The following is a 19,061-nucleotide window of genomic DNA, read 5'->3' as shown; positions in this document are numbered from 1 at the left end:
GAGGGTGACTTTAAAGCTAACTTATGCTTTAAACTATTTATGGCTGTTAAAGAGATATTACAAGTAGGAAATAAAACATTACAAAGGGTTTGTAAAAGAGTAGATTGTTTAGATAAAGACACAAAAAATTTAATTCAAGACTTAAAAGATACCTTATATGATGGAGACGGAATAGGACTTGCAGCTCCTCAAATAGGAGTATTAAAAAAAGTTTTTTTAATAGATCTAAGAGATGGAAGTGAGCCTGTAATTTTAATTAATCCAAAAATAACAAAGAAAATAGGCAGAGAAAAAAGTATAGAAGGTTGTTTAAGCTATCCAGGATATGAAGGAATAGTATTAAGACCTAAAAAAGTAGTCATAGAAGGAAAAAATGAAGATGGACAAGAAGTTACTTATGAAGCAAGTGGGTTATTAAAAAATGCATTTTGTCATGAAAGTGATCATCTTCAAGGGATAGTTTATATAGATAAAGCTTCAAAGATATATAAGGTCGAAGAAGAGTAATAAAAAGGAGAGATTCCATGTATAAAGTTATTTATGATTGTGATAACACCATGGGAATGACAGGAAAAGATGTAGATGATGGATTAACTCTTATGTATCTTTTAGGAAATGAGGATGTAGATCTTGTTGGAGTTACCTCTACACATGGAAATAGTTCTGTAGAAGATACTCATTCTAATAATTTAAATTTAATGAATTATTTAGATAAAGAATATAAGCCTATATTTAAAGGCGGAGATATTGAATCAGGAAGAATAAGCGAAGCTGCTAAATATTTAGCTGTAGCTTGTGGTACCTATCCAGGAGAAATAACTGTATTAGCTACAGGCTCTATGTCTAATTTATATGGAGCATATTTATATGATGAAAATTTTTATAAAAATGTAAAGAACATAATTATAATGGGAGGAGTATTAAATAAGCTTAGTTTAGGTGGAGTTAATATAAAAGAATTAAACCTTTCTTGCGATTATGAGGCTGCTTATGAAGTTTTAAAATCAAAAGCTAATATAACTCTTTTTACTGGGGAAGTGTGCTTAAAAGCTTTATTTGGGGAAAAGGAACTTGATAAATTAAAAGGCTCAGATAATAAAGTTTATAGCTATATATATAATAATATAAAAGATTGGTATAGTATTATGTATGAGAAATTTGGGATGAAAGGTTTTTGTAATTGGGATGCAGCAGCTGCTTTATATATAGTTCATAAAGAACTATTTAAAACAGAGAATGTTTATATAAATCCTATAAAAACTCAGCTTAAAGAAGGTATAATAAATATAGATTCTAATAATAAAAATAAATACAAAGTTACTATGGCAACTGATTTAGTGGATTTAGACAAATTTAATGATCTTCTTTTAAAAAGCTGGGCAAATATAAGTTTAAAAGAATAGAAAGATTTATATGTTTAAGGATTTATAAAAAATACATTTTTACTTATTAAAATATGAGAATTTTTTATTAGAAAATATTATTAAAGATAGTTTTTCAAAATATAATAAATATTAATACTGAAAGATAAGGTGTTTATCAAATACCTTATCTTTCAGTATTTTTTAGTAAAATAATTTTTTTATCATAAAATCACAAAAATAAATAAAGATTTTTTAGAAAAGTAGATATTGTTAAGGTAATATATGATTTACTATTATTTTATAAGTATTTAAATTTTAATATTTATATATAATATTTAAATGAGCTTTAATCTATAATAACTCCTTTTGCACTATATATTGCTCCTATAAAAGGGAGTTTTAATTTTCTGTATATATAAATATTATCCTTAAGTTTTAATCTATTGTCTATAAAAATTTTTACTCCATTATATTCAAAGATATTATACTGATTTTTATTAGGAAAATCTTTTTTTATCTCAACCTTGAGACTTTTAGATTCTATATTACCAGCTCATCCAGTACAATTAGTTACCATAAGTGTTAATAAAAAATATCCTTTAGAGGATTTTACATCCATAAAAGCTTTTTTATCTAGTTCGATCATTTAATCACCTCCATACCATATAGGGGTATATTTATATAATATTATAGATTTTATTTTGTGTCAATAAGATATAATCTATTACTATTTGAAAAACCAAATATCTTTACAAATGTAAAAATATAATATATACTACTGTATATACATTAAGAGATTATGGGGGTATTATTATGAAAAATTTAAAGACATTAACATATGCAGCTGCATTAACAGCATTAGCTATAGTTATACCTTTAGCTTTTGGCTTTTTAAAAATACAAGCAGGTCCTTTTAGTGCAACTTTAGCATCTCATGTACCGTTATTTATTGCTATGTTTTTAGGTCCAGTACCAGCAGCGATGGTAGGTCTTGGATCAGCAATGGGTTTTTTAGTTACTGCACCAATGGTTATAGCTTTTAGAGCATTTATGCATACTTTTGTAGGACTTGTAGGAGGATATTTTATAAAAAAAGGTGTTTCATTTAAAAAAGTAGTTTTGATAACAGCACCTATTCATGGAATATTAGAAGCAATTGCAGTTATTCCATTTGGATTTACTTTATATAAGATACTTATGGTTGTTGGTATAGGAACAATTTTACATCATTTAGTAGATGGAGTTATAGCTTTTAGCTTTGTAAAAATATTATCTAAAAATTTAAAAATAAATTTAGAAAGTATGCCGTCAGCATCAAAATAATGCATATAAAATATTTTAATAGTAAAGCCTAGTAACTATAAGTTGCTAGGTTTATTTGTTTAAAAATACAATTAAAAGCAAGAATATTATGTATTATTGGGAAAATAAAGATAAAAATAATCATTACTATTTAATATTATTTTTCTTTGTGCTAAAATATTAACTAAGATACAAGAAAATATATTATAGAGTGTTTTAACATAGGAGGTTATTAATTTCATGGGAAACGTAAAGTTGAGAGAAAACATATATTGGGTAGGGGTTAAAAATCCAGAATTAAGAGTTTTTGATATTATAATGGAAACTAAAAGGGGAACTACTTATAATGCATATCTTATAGATGATGAAAAAATTGCTCTTGTAGATTGTGTTAAAGATGGATATTTTGATCAATACTTATCTAATGTAAAAGAAATCATAGGAGATAGAAAAGTTGATTATATAATTGTTCAACATACAGAATTGGATCATAGTGGATCATTAGAAAAGCTGATAGAAATATACCCAGAAGCAAAAGTTATAGGTTCTAAAGCTGCACTTATGTATAGTAGAGAAATAATAAACAAAGATTTTAATTGTGAAGTTGCACCTAAAGAATTAAGTTTAGGAAAGACAACACTTAAATTTATACCAGCACCTAATTTACACTGGCCAGATACAATGTTTACTTATGCAGAAAATCAAAAGGTATTGTTTACATGTGATTTTTTAGGATGCCATTATTGTCCACAAGGAGATATTACTGATAATTGTTCCGGTGATTATTTACAAGAGATGAAGTACTATTTTGATGTTATTATGGGACCCTTTAAAAAGTTTGTAATAATGGGACTAAATAAAATAAAAGATTTAGATTTAGAATTAGTAGCTACAAGTCATGGACCAGTTCATACAACTGATATAGATAAATATTTAGATCTTTATAAAAAATGGTCTCAGGAAGATAAACCTAAAGATAAAAATATTCAAATATTTTATGTTTCAGCTTATGGTAATACAGAAAAAATGGCAAAATATATATCTAAAGGATTAAATGAAAAAGGTATAAAAGCAGAATCTCATGAAATAACATCTATGGATTTAGGAGAAGCTGTTAACCTTATAGAAAATTCAACAGGAGTTCTTATGGGGTCACCTACTATAAATCAAGATGCTGTTAAACCAGTTTGGGATCTTTTATCTTTAGTGTGCGCTATAACTAATAGAAACAAATTTGCATCAGCTTTTGGATCTTATGGTTGGAGTGGAGAAGGTGTTTCTCTTATGATAGATAGATTAAAAGGATTGAAATTTAAAGTATTAGAAGAAGGACTAAGATTTAAATTAGTTCCTAGTAAAGAAGAACTTAAAAAAGCAGATGAATTTGTAGAAAAAATAGCTAGTATGATTTAAAAATTAATAATTTAAATAAAGGGTATCCTGACAATGTTTTGTTAGGATATTTTTTTATTATTAATGGATTTATAAATTTTTTAGTATAAAGTCACAAAAATAAATCAATATTTGTTAGTAAAGCGAATAGCTTCTTTTTTAATATACCTTTATTTCATAATACTATGTTTTACCTTAGTGATATATTAGATTTTATAAATATATTTTATATTTTAAAAATAGATTCTATATTTATAAAATAAAGAAGGTTTAAATCTATAATATAATTTTATTTAATATGTATAAATTTCATAATAAGATAATAATAATATATAGTAAAGTATCGAATTTAGGAGGAGAAGGATATATGAATAAAAGTGAAATCGTAAATTATTTAATAGATAATGGAATAGAAGAAATAGAAGAGATAGATTATGAAGAAGATATGTGTGTATTAAAATTTTATTATGATTTTAAAAAAGAAGAGATTTCAGAGGCTAGAACTTATTCTAGTGATGATGATGAAACAAATAAAGAAAGCTACTATAGGTTATATTTAAATGATATAGCTAGAGACAATGTTTCTGATATATTGGAAGATTTAAAAGAAGAATTTAGTATAGAAGTTCAACATATATGCTATGATGAAGAAGTAGATAAAGGCTTTATTGAATTTATAGGAGCTTTTTACGAAATAGGTAAAGATGTTGATATAGACGATGTGTTAAGTAGTGTATCTACAGTATAAATAAAATATATAAGATCACAGAGTAAACTCTGTGGTCTTTATTTTTAATAAGTAAATTGTGCAATGAATTTTTCAATTTAATTTATATAATAGTAATAATTTCTGCATCATATACTAGAGAAAATAAAATATAATATATATTTATTTATGCATAATGAAACTTATCGCCTTTATCTTCATGAGATTCATATTCTAATATTAAAGAATCCAACTCTTTACTACATTTTACTACTTTATTATTTGTTAAATCGTATAATGATATCAAATTATAAAGATATTGTTTTTTATTTGTAATCTTTAGTTTTAAAATTTTTAGACGATTATTATCCATTTTATCAACTCCATGTTTTTATATGTAAATAAATGGTTCTATTTCATTCTATCAAATTATGGAAAAAATATCATATTTTTCGTAAGTCAACAATATACACGTAATTACACAAATAACTATAATAACTGTTGATAAAATGTGCATTAGTTTGTGGAAAAAATGTGGAGATAATGTGGAAAAGTGTGGAAATTATTGAAATATAGATATTAAGTTTATATACAAAAAAATATAATTAAGAAAAAAATGTCGTAAAGTTTTTTTAATTTTGTAGCAATTTGGACACTTTAAAATAAGCTTGTCATATTTTTTTAATGTGATATAATAATTATTAATAAAGGATATAGTATAACATAATAATTGCTTTTATATACCATATATATTAAAGTGTAAATATTTATCAAGCTTTATATATTGATATATATATATTTACCAAACTTTTAGGGGGAATAATATATGCTAAAGACAGATATTTCTATGGGGCTTGCAAGAGTTACAGAAGCAGCCGCATTAAATTCAGCAAAACTTATGGGTAGAGGCGACAAAATGGCTGCAGACCAAGCTGCAGTTGATGGAATGCACCAAGCTTTTTCTATGATGCCTATAAAAGGTAAAGTTGTTATAGGTGAAGGCGAACTTGATAAGGCACCTATGTTATATATAGGAGAAGAACTAGGAGTAAAAGGCGAAGATATGCCAGAGATGGATATAGCAGTAGATCCATTAGATGGAACAGAACTTATAGCTAAAGGAATACCAAATGCTATAGCAGTAGTAGCAATGGGACCTAAGGAAAGTTTATTTCATGCTCCAGATATGTATATGAAAAAAATAGCAGTAGGATCAGGAGCAAAAGGTGCTATTGATATAAATAAAACACCTAAAGAAAACATATTAAATGTTGCAAAAGCATTAAATAAAGATGTTTCAGAACTTACAGTAATAGTTCAAGAAAGAGAAAGACATGATTACATAGTAGATGCAGCAATAGAAGCTGGTGCAAGAGTTAAATTATTTGATGAAGGTGATGTTGCAGCAATACTTGCTTGTGGTTTTGAAGACACTGGAGTAGATTTAATGATTGGAACTGGTGGAGCTCCAGAAGGTGTTATAGCAGCTGCAGCAATAAAATGCATGGGCGGAGAAATGCAAGCTCAGCTTGTACCACATAATGAAGAAGAAAAAGCTAGATGCAAAAAAATGGGTATAGATGATGTTCATAAAGTATTATATATCGATGATTTAGTAAAAAGTGATGATGTATATTTTGCAGCAACAGCAGCAACAAATTGTGACTTATTAAAAGGAGTAGTATATCACAAAAATGATAAAGCTACTACTAATACATTAATAATGAGATCAAAAACAGGAACTGTAAGATTTATAGAAGCTCTTCATAATTTAAATACAAGCAATTTAATAACAAAATAGGATTGCTGTTTACTAGATATTTATTTAATGTGACTGATATTAGATTACAATTATAATTATATATAAATTAAAATCCTTATGTTAAATATTAAAGTGAAAAAATCCTATCTAAAAATTTTAGATAGGATTTTTTCACTTTAATATATTTTCTATTTTTCAAGTTTTAAGTCTTTTTCTGCTGCCCATCTGTAGTAAGATCCATCATAGTTTTTAACATTATCATATCCAACCATTTTTAAAATTAAAGCAAGATGAGCAGATCTTATACCTGCAGTACAGTAAGTTAATATTTGATCATCTTTTTTAATGCCTGCTTTAGTTAACATATCTTTAATTTCTTTTTCACTTTTTAAAGTTTCATCATCATTAAATACTTTATTAAAAGTAAATAATTTAGCTTTAGGAAGATGACCACCTCTAGCTTCGCCAAAATCAGTAGCACCCTTATATTCTTTTTCTTCTCTAGCGTCTAATATTACAGCTTTATTTATATTTTCTTTAGTCCAAGCTGTATCAGCGTAAGTTTTCATATCTAAGTTTTCGATTTTAAAGTTATTCTTTTTAGGTTCGGATGTATCTTTTGAAATTTCAAAATCGTTATTTTCCCAATAAACGAAACCACCATTTAACATCTTGCTTTTATTAAGGCCTGCCATTCTTAGCATCCATACTATTCTTCCGTCTTCTCCCCAACCTTTTTTGTTACTAGCATAAACTATTATGTCTTTATTCTTATCTATGCCTAAATCAGAGAATTTTTCAGAAAGTTTGTCTTTAGAGAGAAGCATTCCCCAACCTTTATCACCAGATTTTCCTTCTGTGTTAGTGAAATATTGCCATTGTACGTTTATTGCACCTGGAATATGACCTTTTTTATATTCTTTTTTTGAACGGGCATCAATTATTAAAAGATTTTCCTTTTTTAAATCTTTTGATAATTTCTCTGGGTTCATTAAATAGCTGTTATCAGTATATTTTTGTTCTAATTTTGCATTTGATTTTTTTTCTTTGGTATCGTTGTCACTAGAAGTTTTGTTATTAGCACATCCAACGAATAAAGAACCAATTAATGCAAATGATAAAAATAAAGAAGATAACTTTTTAAAATTAATTCTATTTTTCAACATTTTATACCTCCAATTAATAAATTATTACACGAAAATTATAGCATTATTTGTTAAATTATTTAATAAAAATAAATATTTTTTATAACTATGTAAACAAGCATAATATTTTGCTATAATACAGACTTTTTTTATAAAAAAAAGTTATAATAGGAATAAAAGTTTTATTGTTTAAAGGATTTGATTTAAGTGGTATCTATAATAGTTCCAGTATTAAATGAAGAAAAAACTATAGAAAATTTACTTATAAAACTAAATAATTTAAAAGGAAGTAAAGAAATTATAGTTGTAGATGGTGGAAGTAAAGATAAGACTGTAACTATAGCAAAAAAATATGGGAAAGTAGTGAAAAGTAAAAAAGGAAGAGCATATCAGATGAATAAAGGAGCATCTATTTCTAAAGGGGATATTTTGTGGTTCGTTCATTCTGATTCTATAGTAGATTTAAATAGTATTACATATATAGAGAAGTGTATAACAAGAGGTTATGTAGGAGGAGGATTTTCTTTATATTTTTATGATTTTAATACTTTATTTATGAAATATATAAGGATAACTTCTAATATAAGAGCCTACATTTTTAAAATTTTTTATGGAGATCAAGGAATATTTGTAGAAAAAAATATTTTTAATAGAATAGGTGGATATCCTAATTTATATATAATGGAAGATTTAGAGTTTAGTAAAAAGATTAAGAAAGTAGGTAAAATGAAATTAATTAGTAAAAAAATAGGTACATCTGCTAGAAGATTTAAAAAAGGAGGACAATTTAAAACTCATTTACTAATGCATAAACTTAGAATTCTCCACATTATGGGGATTTCAAATTCTACTTTAAATAAGATGTATAGGGAGGTAAGACAGTAGTGAATGCTCTTATCATAATGACTAGAATACCTGTTGCTGGCAGAACTAAAACTAGGCTTATAGGTAAATTAACAGCAAGACAATGTGCTGATATACATAAATGTTTTTTATTAGATATTTTTAATATGTGCAAAAGGATAGATTCTAATATTCATATTTATTTATCCTATGGAGATGAAGGAAATTTAAATATAATAAATCCTATAATACCTGAATATATTAAGTGTTTTCCTCAAGAAGGTCGTAACATAGGAGAAAAGATGAAAAACAGTATAAAAAAAGTTTTGGATTTAGGATATGAAAAAGTAACACTTATAGGATCGGATATACCAGAAGTACAATCACAAGATATTATAAAATCTTTTATGGTTTTAGATAAAAAAGATATTTGTTTTGGACCAACTTTGGATGGCGGATATTATTTAATAGCTATGAAAAAGCTTAATAAATTAGTATTTGAAAATAATATAAAATGGGGAAAAAATTCTGTTTTTTATAATACTATGAACATATTAAATAAAGAAGGATTAAGAGTGGGTTTTGTAGATAAACATGAAGATATAGATACAAAAGAAGATTTAGATAACCTTATAAATAGAAGTATGGTAAATAAAGCTTATTATAAAGAAGTCCCTTTTAATACTATAGAGTTTATTAATAATTGGTGGGTTGATGAAAATGTTAAAAAATATGCTGAAAAATAAAATAGAAAATTATATAGGAAAGCTTAATATTAGTAAGTATATAGATTTAGATGACTGTTTTGGTGTAGAATTTTTAGCACAGGGAGAATATAACATAAATTTTATATTAAAAGATAAAGTTAATAAATATGTATTTAGAATTAACACAAAGAGCCAATTAGATTTAAAAAATCAAATAGAGTATGAATATAACGCAATAAAAAGGTTAGAAGAAAGCGGAGTAACTCCTAAAGTTTATTATGTAGATAATAGTAAGAAATACATCGAATATGGAATTTTAATAATGGAGTATTTAGAAGGGGAGCCTTTAGATTATAAAAAAGATTTAAAAAAAGCTGCAAACATATTTTCAAATATTCATTCTATAGAAATTAAAGAGGTAGATTTAAAAAATTTTATTGTTGAAAAAAACATATTTACAGATAGAATAGAGGAATCTAAAAGATTACTAAAAGAATTTTGGAATAGTAGGTACATAGATATAAAAATAAAACTGTTTTTTGAAAAATTTTTAAATTGGTGTGATGAAAATAAGTTTAAAGAGGAGTACTTTAAAAATAATCCTTGGAAAGTTATAAATAATACAGAAGTTAACTCTCATAATTTTATAATAGGAAAAAATGATTATTATTTAATAGATTGGGAGAAACCTGTTATTAGTGATCCTTGCCAAGATTTAACACAATTTTTAGCTCCTACAACTACTTTGTGGAAAAGTAATTTTATACTTAACAGTAATGAAATAAATGAATTCTTTAACCATTATGAAAAGAGATTTAAAAATAAAGATATAAGAGAAAGAGTAGATATGTACAAACCATATCTTTATTTAAGAGCTTTAAGCTGGTGTGCATATGCTTATATAGAATATCAAAATCCTAATAAAGATATAAAAAATATGGATACTTATAATAAAATAAAGGAATATTTAGATGAGAATTTTATGGAAAAACTTTTAAAAAGGTGGATTTAAATGAATAAGGAATATGTAAAGGTTAAAAATAAAAAACTTTTAGAATCTATGAATGATGCTCTGCAGCAGTGTATAGATTGTAATATCTGTAATGAAAATTGTGAAATGCTTCAGTTTTTTAAAACTAATCCTAAAAAATTATTTAAAAGTATATTGAAAGAAGAAAAAGTAAAGACAATTATACCTTATTCATGTACTATGTGTGGTAAATGTAAAAAAGTATGTCCTAAAGATATTGACACTTCAAGAATATTTTTTAACCTTAGAAAAGATATAGTTAATCAAAACAAAGGAAAATCTCCTTTAAAAGGACATAAATCAATACATATGCATCAAAAATTTTCATATACATCTTTTTTTACTAAATATAAAAATGATATAAATTGTAATGATAAAGTAGAAAAGTTATTTTTCCCTGGATGTAGTTTATGTTCTTATAATCCAGAATTAGTAGTAAAGACCTATGAATACTTAAAAACAAAGATACCTAATTTAGGTATACTTTTACAGTGTTGTGGTAAACCAACTAAAGATTTAGGGGAAGAAGAAAGGTTTGAAAAATTATCTAAAACTACTTATAAAGATATAAAGAAAACAGGAACAAAAGAAGTTATAGTAGCTTGTCAAAACTGTTATAAAACAATAAATGGATACAGTATTAATGATGATTTTAAGGTTAAATCATTATGGAATGTTCTTAAAGAAATAGGAATTCCTAAAGAAGCTATTGGTATAGGAAATGAAAATGAATCAATCTTTACTATACATGATTCTTGTCCTACAAGATATGAAAGTGATATACAAGATAGTATAAGGTTTATTGTTGATAAACTAGGATATAAATTAGTTGAAAAAACTAATTCAAGAGAAAATACAGTATGCTGTGGCACTGGAGGGATGGTTCATACAGTAAATCCAAAACTTTCAAAAAATATTATGGAAAATATAGTTGAAAGTTGTCCTTCTAAGTATGTTATAACTTATTGTGCTGGATGTAGAGAATCTATGATTAGAGGAGGAGCTAAGGGTTTTCATATATTGGATCTTATTTTTGGAGGAAAAATTAAAGAAGATGAATTGAAATTTAATGTTAATACTCCTTTGAAATCTTGGAGCAATAGATTGAAAACTAAGTCTTTATTAAAATAAAAAGATTAGTATTATTTTATAATTCAAAAGGAATTTTATACTTAAAAAATATTATATTTATAAAATAAAAAAAGATTGGAGAATTTAAGTGTTAAAAAGTAAAAAGAAACTTATTTTAAACTTACTTTTAATTATAGGACTAGCTATATTAATATGTTTTTTAAAGAAATCATCTCTTTTTAAAAACTGTAGTGTATCTTTATTAAAAGAATATATAAAAAGCTATGGAATGGTAGCACCTATTGTATATATAGTTATGTTTACTTTTGTTCCTTTAACTTTGTTTCCAGATTCTATATTAGCTATATCCGGCGGAATGGTCTTTGGAATGATATGGGGAACTTTGTATACAATAATAGGAGCACTGTTTGGAGCGGTACTTTCTTTTTATATTTCAAGGATTTTAGGTAGATCTGTAGTTTCTAAGATAGTTAAAAATAAAGGAAGGTATTTTGAAGAAGGAGTAGAGAAAAAAGGATTTATATTAATATTAATTTTAAGGCTAATTCCTCTAATACCTTTTGATGTTATAAGTTATTTAGCAGGCCTTTCTAAGATAAAATTTAAGGATTTTATTTTAGGGACAGCTATAGGAATAATACCAGGAATACTAATTTTTATAAATATTGGAGATAAATCTTTGAATTTTAAATCTATAGAATTTATTATATCTTTAATATTACTTATTGGATTACTAGTTATATCTTTAATAATTAAAAAGAAAATTAGTTTTAATAAAGTACAACAGCATCTTATTAACAAGGAGGGGAAAAATGGATAAAAAGAAAAGAAATTTATTAGTTAAAATAGGGTTTTTATTATTAATTTTATTAATGTATTTTTTAGTTCCTTCTTTTAAAGATGGAATTAATAATATAGCAATTATGTTATCTAAATTAGATATTGAAGAAGTGAAAAATTACATAAAATCCTTTGGAGCTTTAGCTCCTTTTGTATCAATTTTACTTATGATGTTTCAATCTATTGCAGCACCACTTCCAGCATTTATAATAACATTTGCTAATGCTTGGGTATTTGGATGGGCTTTTGGAGCATTTATATCTTGGACGGGAGCTATGCTTGGAGCTTGTATGTGTTATTTTATAAGTAAAATGTATGGTAGACCGGTAGTTGAGAAAATAATAGGTAAAAAAGCTATAGATATGACAGATAAGTTTTTTGATAAGTATGGTGAATATGCAATACTTATAGCTAGATTACTACCTTTTATATCTTTTGATGCTATAAGCTATGCAGCAGGCCTTACTACTATGACATTTTGGTCTTTCTTTTGGGCAACAGGAATAGGTCAGCTTCCAGCAACTATTGTATATTCTATATTAGGACAAAATATAGGTAAGGTAGCTAAATTAGGACTTTGGGTTGTATGTGGAGTAATAGCTTTAATAGCATTAGCTTTTGCCATTAGGAAATATCTTTTAGATAAGAAAAATAAAAAAGAAGTAGCTTAAAATAAAGACATATATTTAAGAAATAAAGATATATTTTTATATACTCATTATTCTTAATATATGTCTTTTTTATAAAATATATATTTATGTATATAAGCTATATTAAAAAAATAAATAATTCAGTATGCTAGTTTATTTTAATAGGGCTAAATTAATATTTTTCTTTATAAAAGTTAATATTAAATATAACGAATAATATATATATGAGAATGTGCTAATTAGTATTAAATATTGACATTTAACACGGAATGTATTTAAATTTTTATAAATATGATGTAAAATAGTACTTAAAATTGTTTAATTGTATAAATCGTAGGAGTTTAGAATAAAGTATATTGATATATATAATAATATATTAAATTATATACTTAAAAGGAGGGTTATTATAGGTGGTTACAGTAAAAGATATCATAAAAGATATGGATTTAGAAGTACTAGTAGAGGGAGAAGAAAATAAAAAAATTGATTTAAGCGATATAAATAGACCGGGACTTCAGTTTTCAGGATTTTATAGTTATTTTGCTAATGAAAGAGTACAGGTAGTAGGAAAAGCTGAATGGAGTTTTTTAAATACTATGAAAAAAGAGATTAGACTTAAACGATTAAGAAAATTTTTTAAGTTTGAAACTCCATGTACTATAATAACACGTTCTCTACCTCCTCATGAAGAATTTATAGAAAATGCAAGAAAAGAAAAGCAGTGGGTTTTAAGAACCAACGAAATATCAACAAGATTTATAAGTTCTTTAATGAGTTATCTAGATGAAAAATTAGCGCCAGAAACTAGGCTACATGGGGTTCTTTTAGATATATATGGTATAGGTATATTAATTACTGGAGAAAGTGGAATAGGGAAAACTGAAAGTGCATTAGAGCTTATTAAAAGAGGTCATAGATTGGTGACAGATGACGCTGTAGATATAAAAGAAGTTAATGGCCTTTTAAAGGGAACATCACCATATATTACATCAGGAATGATGGAAGTTAGAGGAATGGGAATAATTGATGTAGCAGCCTTATATGGACTTAGTTCTATATTAAAAGAAAAGACTATAGATTTAGTAGTGTATTTAGAACAATGGAGGCCAGATAGAAATTACGATAGATTAGGAATAGATAAAGAATTCATAGATATACTTAATATTCCAGTGAGAAAATTAACTATTCCTATAAGACCAGGAAGAAATTTAGCAGTTATTATAGAAGCTGCAGCAGCTAATTATAGATATAATTTAATATCTAAAGCATCACCTGTAGATATAATAAATGATAGAATTAAAGAAGAAGGGGAAAGAAAAAGTAAGGGAAATGAGCTATAAATCTATATTAAGAAAATCCATGAAACAAAAAAGAAAAGGTTTAAGCATAGATAAAAAACAAAATAAAGATAAGATAATATTAGAAAAACTTTTAAATAGTAGTTATTATAAAAAAAGTAGGATTATATTTGTATATGTTAGTATGGATGAAGAAATTGATACTCACGGGTTTATAAAAAAAGCATTAAATAGTGGAAAAGAAATATGTGTTCCTAAGGTTATATCTAAAGATAGAGGAATGAGTGCTATTAAGATAGAGGATTTTTCTAAGTTGAAACCTTGTGGAAAATATAAAATATTAGAACCGGAAAGTTTTCATAATAAAATAGATGAAAAATATATAGACTTAGTTATAGTTCCAGGTCTTGTATTTGATAGAAAAGGTGGAAGAATTGGATATGGAGGAGGTTTTTATGATAGGCTTTTTTTAAAGTTAAAAGATAATACTCCCAAAATTGCTTTATCATATGATTTTCAAGTTATAGAAGATGTTCCGATAGAAGAGCATGACATATTAATAGATGGAATAATAACAGGTTAAACTACAAATAATAATGAAGTAAAAATACTATTGTTTGTGGTGATAATATGAGGGTTCTTGATTTAGAAAATAAATTTAAAGATGTAACAGATAGCTATAATATAGAAGAAGGACATCATTGGATACTTATTAATTCTAAAGAAGTTAATTTATTAAAAAATAAATTTAATTTAAAAGAAGAAGATATAATAGAGTGTAAAAACTATTCTCAATCTGCTCAAATAAATTTTTATGAGCAGTATGTTTTTGTTATACTAAATGTTTTGGAATATGAAGATTCAGTGGTAAATAGTAGTGAATTCAATATATTTTTAGGAGAAAATTACATAATTACCGTATATAAAGAGGATTTAGGAATAGTAACAGATTTACTTATGGATATAAGAGAATCTAAAAATTGTTTTATGCTAAAAGAAAAACCTTCTCCAGATATATTACTTTACTACATAATGGATAGAGTTATAGTTAAAGATTACGATGTTATATCCCAGCTTGAAACTAAAGCTGATAAAATAGAAATTAATATATTAAAGAAACCTAAACATGAATATATGCATGAAGTTATTCATCTTAGAAGACAGGTTTATAGAATAAGAAAATATATAACTCCTTTAAGATATATTGGAGATAGTTTAGTAAATAATGATAATTTATTAATAAAAAAAGAATACATAAAGAATTATATGAGTTTAAACAATAAAATAGAAAAACTAATGATGGCACTAGAAACTTTAGTTCAAGACCTTTCACTAGTTAGAGAAGCTTATGAATCAGAAATAGGAAACGAAGCTAATGAACTTATGAAAGTATTTACTATAGTTGCTGCTATATTTTTACCAGCAGATCTTATAACTAGTTTTTATGGTATGAACTTTAACAATATACCACCTATGAACTGTAAAAATGGATGCTTTTATATATTGTTTCTTATGGTTATATCATCAATGGCTTTAATTTGGTTTTTTAAAAAGAAAAAATGGTTATGAAAAAATTTCCAAAATATGATATCATATATCTTATACTGTACTAAGAGGAGGGGAATTACTTATGAAAGAATGCTTAACAAAGAAATATGAATATGCCTGGGATAAATATTCAGAAGAAGAATTAAAAAAGGTATTTACTTTATCAGAAAATTACAGAAATTTTATGTCAAATTTTAAAACAGAAAGAGAATGTGCAAATGAGTTTGTAAGATTAGCAAAGGAAAATGGATATAAAGATTTAAAAGAAATAATTAAAAAAGATAAAAAATTAAAAGCTGGAGATAAAGTATATGCTGAGCACATGGACAAAACAGTAGCTTTATTTATAATAGGTGAAAACCCTATGGAAGAGGGATTAAATATATTAGGAGCACATATAGATTCTCCTAGATTAGATTTAAAACAAAATCCTTTATATGAAAATACAGATTTAGCCTTATTAGAAACTCATTATTATGGAGGAATAAAAAAATACCAATGGGTAACTCTTCCATTAGCTATTCATGGAGTAGTAGTAAAAGAAGATGGAACTAAGATAAATATGGTTATAGGGGAAGATGAAAGTGATCCTGTTGTAGGAATTTCTGATTTGTTAATTCACTTAGCTAAAGACCAACAAGATAAAAAATTGGCTAAAGCTATTGAAGGAGAAAATTTAAATATATTAGTTGGAAGTATTCCAATAAAAGATAAAGATACAAAGGATAGAGTTAGAAAAAATATACTTAAAATATTAAATGAAAAATATGACATAGAAGAAGAAGATTTTGTGTCAGCAGAACTTGAAATTGTACCTGCTGGAAAAGCTAGGGATTATGGTCTTGATAAAAGTATGATTATGGCTTATGGTCATGATGATAGAATTTGTGCTTATACTTCTTTTGAAGCTATGATGAAACTCCAAAATGTTAAAAATACTTGTGTAACACTACTTGTAGATAAAGAAGAAATAGGAAGTGTAGGGGCCACAGGAATGCATTCAAGATTCTTTGAAAATACTGTATCGGAAATAATTAATTTAACTAGTCATAAATATAGTGATTTAAAATTAAGAAGATGCCTTTCAAATTCAAAAATGCTTTCTTCAGATGTTACAGCAGCTTTTGATCCTAACTATCCAACTGTAATGGAAAAGAAGAATTCAGCATACTTTGGTAAAGGTATAGTATTTAACAAATATACTGGTTCTAGAGGAAAAAGCGGATCTAATGATGCAAATGCTGAATATGTAGCCAAGATAAGAAGAATAATGAAAAAACATAATGTATCATGGCAAACATCGGAACTTGGAAAAGTAGATCAAGGCGGTGGCGGTACTATAGCATATATACTTGCTAATTATGGAATGGAAGTTATAGATTGTGGTATAGCACTTCATAATATGCATGCACCTTGGGAAGTTGCCAGCAAAGCAGATATATATGAAACAATGAGAGGATATCATGCTTTCTTGACAGAAGCTTAAAGAATCAGGGGTATCATATTTAAGAGTGGCTCTTAAAAGATAAAAAGTTAAATATTATAACTTAAGAATACAAAAATAACTATGTGATTTCCCTTTATAAAGGAAAATCACATAGTTATTTTGTGTTTTAAAAAAGAAATTAAAATAAAAAATATTTAATGATGATACAGGATTTGTTTTTTAGTATAGATATTATGATGTATAAATTAGAAAGAATACATTGTGTGGGTTATTACAGAGTATAAAATGTAATGAGAAGTGTTTAGAGTGGAAATAATCGAGATTTTAAAATAGAGTTAAAAGAGTGTGGAGTCGCAAATACGACTCCATATGCAACAACTTTAGAATTTTAGAACTGAATATAGAAAAACTATAAACGGTTCATATCTATTGTAAACTTTTAAAGTAGATATTGCAAGGGTTTTATCTTTTTAATAGACAAAAATTTTATATAAATGAGCTTATAGCTAGAAATGAATAGTTTGTTTTAATAATGAAATTAATTGTGACAATCCTATCTTTTATTTAATATTATAAATAGAAGGAGGGATTATTTTGAATAATAGATTTAAAAACTATGGATTATGGGCTTCTATTCTTGCATTTATCCCTATATTTTTGAAATCTTTTGGAATTGATATAGTTCCTGAAAACTATGCTCAAGTTGTAGAAGGCATTCTTGGAATATTAGTTTTAGCAGGAATAATAAATAATCCTGCTACTGAAAATAAAGGATATAAAGATGATAAAGAAGCTATAGATGAGATAGAAGAAAATTCAGATGTGAAAAATAATATTGAAGAAGAATAATAATTATTAATATAAAAAGTATAGATTAAAATAAAGCAACAATAATAAAACTATAAATGTAAAAATTTTTTATTAAAAATTCAAAAGGTATATTTGAATTTAAATAAATTTAAAAGCTATTAGTTTAGAATAATCTAAGCTAATAGCTTTTGTTATTTTAAATTCTTTAAAAATTTTTTTATGTTATCTTCATCTAAATGTATAGTACCTAACTTAGGAGCGTGTTTATTATCTGAAGTATCTATACCGTGAAAATCAGATCCTCCAGTTATTATTTTATTGTATTTTGAAGCTATAGATTTAAATTTTCTAGTATCATTTTTACTATTTATATAATAAACTGCTTCTATTCCATCAAAATCTAGTTTCATAAGTTCTTTTATTTCTATTTTTTTTATAAGTACAGGATGAGCAAGTACTACTAATGCACCAGATTTTTTTAAAAGGTTAATTCCTTCCTCTGTAGGTAGGATTTTATTAGGAACGTAAGCTGGACAGTTATCTCCAATTAAATTATTAAATATGTCATTCCAAGTATAGGGGTATCCTTCATCTATTATTGCTTTAGCAATATGTGGTCTTGCAAGTATTCCTTTAGAATCTTCTAATATTTTATTGAAGTCTAAATTTATATTATAAATTTCTTTTAGTTTTTGAAGCATTTTTTTTGCTCTTATTTTTCTAAAATATTTTTTATCTTTTAGAAAATGATTTAATAAATTATTTTTATTAGGAATAGATTTGAAATAACCTAATACGTGTATACTACAATTTTTATAAGTAGTTGATAGTTCAATTCCAGGGATTACTGTTATGTTATGCTTTTTAGCAGAAGATAAGGCTTCTTCTAATCCGTCTATAGTATCATGATCAGTTATAGATATTATATCTAAATGTTCTTCTTTAGCTAATTTAACTACATCGTAAGGTGAATATTTACCGTCAGATGCAGTAGTATGAATATGAAAATCTCCTCTAGTATAAATTTTAAGTACCTCCTTTTAAGTTATAAAGTTAATATACTATTTATATTAACTGTTATCATTTTGAAAATAAAGTAAAATAGTATAAATTTTTATATAACTG

General features: G+C 25.6%; 20 protein-coding genes and 1 pseudogene. 17 read left to right on the top strand and 4 right to left on the bottom strand.

Translation table 11 applies throughout. The features are described 5' to 3' along the window. The first annotated feature begins 39 nt into the window (after nucleotides 1-39). From def to ABDZ71_RS16735, 5 genes are all read left to right on the top strand, one after another. Entirely contained in the window at nucleotides 40-507 is a 468-nt protein-coding gene (gene def, locus ABDZ71_RS16755; protein WP_343763475.1) for a peptide deformylase, read from the top strand. Between the two features lie 17 nt (nucleotides 508-524). After that, on the top strand, nucleotides 525-1,403 hold the full coding sequence (locus ABDZ71_RS16750) for a nucleoside hydrolase (RefSeq protein WP_343763472.1): 879 nt from the start codon (nucleotides 525-527) through the stop codon (nucleotides 1,401-1,403). 774 nt (nucleotides 1,404-2,177) lie between these two features. Beyond that, nucleotides 2,178-2,687 (top strand): ECF transporter S component, encoded by a 510-nt coding sequence (locus tag ABDZ71_RS16745; protein WP_343763470.1) that lies wholly within the window; start codon nucleotides 2,178-2,180, stop codon nucleotides 2,685-2,687. Nucleotides 2,688-2,906: 219 nt separating this feature from the next. After that, the gene (locus ABDZ71_RS16740; protein ID WP_343763468.1) at nucleotides 2,907-4,079 is read left to right on the top strand and encodes an FprA family A-type flavoprotein; all 1,173 of its coding nucleotides are present in this window, start codon (nucleotides 2,907-2,909) and stop codon (nucleotides 4,077-4,079) included. 346 nt (nucleotides 4,080-4,425) lie between these two features. Further along, entirely contained in the window at nucleotides 4,426-4,806 is a 381-nt protein-coding gene (locus ABDZ71_RS16735; RefSeq protein WP_343763466.1) for a hypothetical protein, read from the top strand. Between the two features lie 145 nt (nucleotides 4,807-4,951). Here the strand turns inward: ABDZ71_RS16735 and ABDZ71_RS16730 are convergent, their stop codons facing one another. Continuing rightward, nucleotides 4,952-5,137: an aspartyl-phosphate phosphatase Spo0E family protein gene (locus ABDZ71_RS16730; protein WP_343763465.1), complete on the bottom strand. Its 186-nt coding sequence runs from the start codon at nucleotides 5,135-5,137 to the stop codon at nucleotides 4,952-4,954. Between the two features lie 453 nt (nucleotides 5,138-5,590). On the opposite strand from ABDZ71_RS16730, the gene glpX reads away from it, so the two are divergent. Continuing rightward, nucleotides 5,591-6,565, top strand: a complete 975-nt coding sequence (gene glpX / locus ABDZ71_RS16725) for a class II fructose-bisphosphatase (RefSeq protein WP_343763464.1) — start codon at nucleotides 5,591-5,593, stop codon at nucleotides 6,563-6,565. A gap of 149 nt (nucleotides 6,566-6,714) precedes the next feature. On the opposite strand, the gene ABDZ71_RS16720 is transcribed toward glpX, so the two are convergent. After that, complete coding sequence (locus ABDZ71_RS16720; RefSeq protein ID WP_343763461.1) at nucleotides 6,715-7,692, bottom strand: sulfurtransferase; 978 nt, start codon at nucleotides 7,690-7,692, stop codon at nucleotides 6,715-6,717. A gap of 186 nt (nucleotides 7,693-7,878) precedes the next feature. Between ABDZ71_RS16720 and ABDZ71_RS16715 the strand changes: the two genes are divergently transcribed. From ABDZ71_RS16715 to ABDZ71_RS16665, 11 genes are all read left to right on the top strand, one after another. Next, nucleotides 7,879-8,556, top strand: a complete 678-nt coding sequence (locus tag ABDZ71_RS16715) for a TIGR04283 family arsenosugar biosynthesis glycosyltransferase (protein ID WP_343763459.1) — start codon at nucleotides 7,879-7,881, stop codon at nucleotides 8,554-8,556. Then, nucleotides 8,556-9,260, top strand: a complete 705-nt coding sequence (locus ABDZ71_RS16710) for a TIGR04282 family arsenosugar biosynthesis glycosyltransferase (RefSeq protein ID WP_343763456.1) — start codon at nucleotides 8,556-8,558, stop codon at nucleotides 9,258-9,260. The genes ABDZ71_RS16715 and ABDZ71_RS16710 overlap by 1 nt, the downstream gene beginning before the upstream one ends. After that, nucleotides 9,235-10,233 (top strand): phosphotransferase, encoded by a 999-nt coding sequence (locus ABDZ71_RS16705; RefSeq protein WP_343764556.1) that lies wholly within the window; start codon nucleotides 9,235-9,237, stop codon nucleotides 10,231-10,233. Before ABDZ71_RS16710 ends, ABDZ71_RS16705 begins: the two co-directional genes overlap by 26 nt. After that, complete coding sequence (locus ABDZ71_RS16700) at nucleotides 10,234-11,382, top strand: (Fe-S)-binding protein (RefSeq protein ID WP_343763454.1); 1,149 nt, start codon at nucleotides 10,234-10,236, stop codon at nucleotides 11,380-11,382. A gap of 88 nt (nucleotides 11,383-11,470) precedes the next feature. Further along, nucleotides 11,471-12,163 carry a TVP38/TMEM64 family protein gene (locus ABDZ71_RS16695; protein WP_343763451.1) on the top strand — a complete coding sequence of 231 codons (693 nt, stop codon included), beginning with the start codon at nucleotides 11,471-11,473 and terminating at the stop codon, nucleotides 12,161-12,163. Then, a complete protein-coding gene (locus ABDZ71_RS16690) occupies nucleotides 12,156-12,854 on the top strand; it encodes a TVP38/TMEM64 family protein (protein WP_343763449.1) in 699 nt (232 codons plus the stop codon). The genes ABDZ71_RS16695 and ABDZ71_RS16690 overlap by 8 nt, the downstream gene beginning before the upstream one ends. A gap of 389 nt (nucleotides 12,855-13,243) precedes the next feature. Further along, on the top strand, nucleotides 13,244-14,173 hold the full coding sequence (hprK, locus tag ABDZ71_RS16685; protein WP_343763447.1) for an HPr(Ser) kinase/phosphatase: 930 nt from the start codon (nucleotides 13,244-13,246) through the stop codon (nucleotides 14,171-14,173). After that, entirely contained in the window at nucleotides 14,163-14,714 is a 552-nt protein-coding gene (locus ABDZ71_RS16680; RefSeq protein ID WP_343764555.1) for a 5-formyltetrahydrofolate cyclo-ligase, read from the top strand. The genes hprK and ABDZ71_RS16680 overlap by 11 nt, the downstream gene beginning before the upstream one ends. A gap of 47 nt (nucleotides 14,715-14,761) precedes the next feature. Further along, a complete protein-coding gene (locus ABDZ71_RS16675; protein ID WP_343763443.1) occupies nucleotides 14,762-15,700 on the top strand; it encodes a magnesium transporter CorA family protein in 939 nt (312 codons plus the stop codon). A 61-nt stretch (nucleotides 15,701-15,761) separates the two neighbouring features. Next, complete coding sequence (locus ABDZ71_RS16670) at nucleotides 15,762-17,165, top strand: aminopeptidase (RefSeq protein ID WP_343763441.1); 1,404 nt, start codon at nucleotides 15,762-15,764, stop codon at nucleotides 17,163-17,165. 555 nt (nucleotides 17,166-17,720) lie between these two features. Next, entirely contained in the window at nucleotides 17,721-17,975 is a 255-nt protein-coding gene (locus tag ABDZ71_RS16665; protein ID WP_425544726.1) for a phage holin, read from the top strand. Between the two features lie 152 nt (nucleotides 17,976-18,127). Here ABDZ71_RS16665 and ABDZ71_RS16660 read toward each other — a convergent pair whose 3' ends face one another. Both ABDZ71_RS16660 and ABDZ71_RS16655 read right to left on the bottom strand, forming a co-directional pair. Further along, entirely contained in the window at nucleotides 18,128-18,637 is a 510-nt protein-coding gene (locus tag ABDZ71_RS16660; RefSeq protein ID WP_343763438.1) for a PHP domain-containing protein, read from the bottom strand. Nucleotides 18,638-18,703: 66 nt separating this feature from the next. Continuing rightward, nucleotides 18,704-18,937, bottom strand: a pseudogene (locus ABDZ71_RS16655) (PHP domain-containing protein); the annotation flags it as partial. Between the last annotated feature and the right edge of the window lie 124 nt (nucleotides 18,938-19,061).

The sequence above is a fragment of the Clostridium oceanicum genome (assembly GCF_039521385.1).
Taxonomy (GTDB): Bacteria; Bacillota; Clostridia; order Clostridiales; family Clostridiaceae; genus Clostridium_F; species Clostridium_F oceanicum.
Note: the sequence above shows the minus strand (reverse complement) of the source record. Positions and strands in the feature narration are given on the sequence as shown.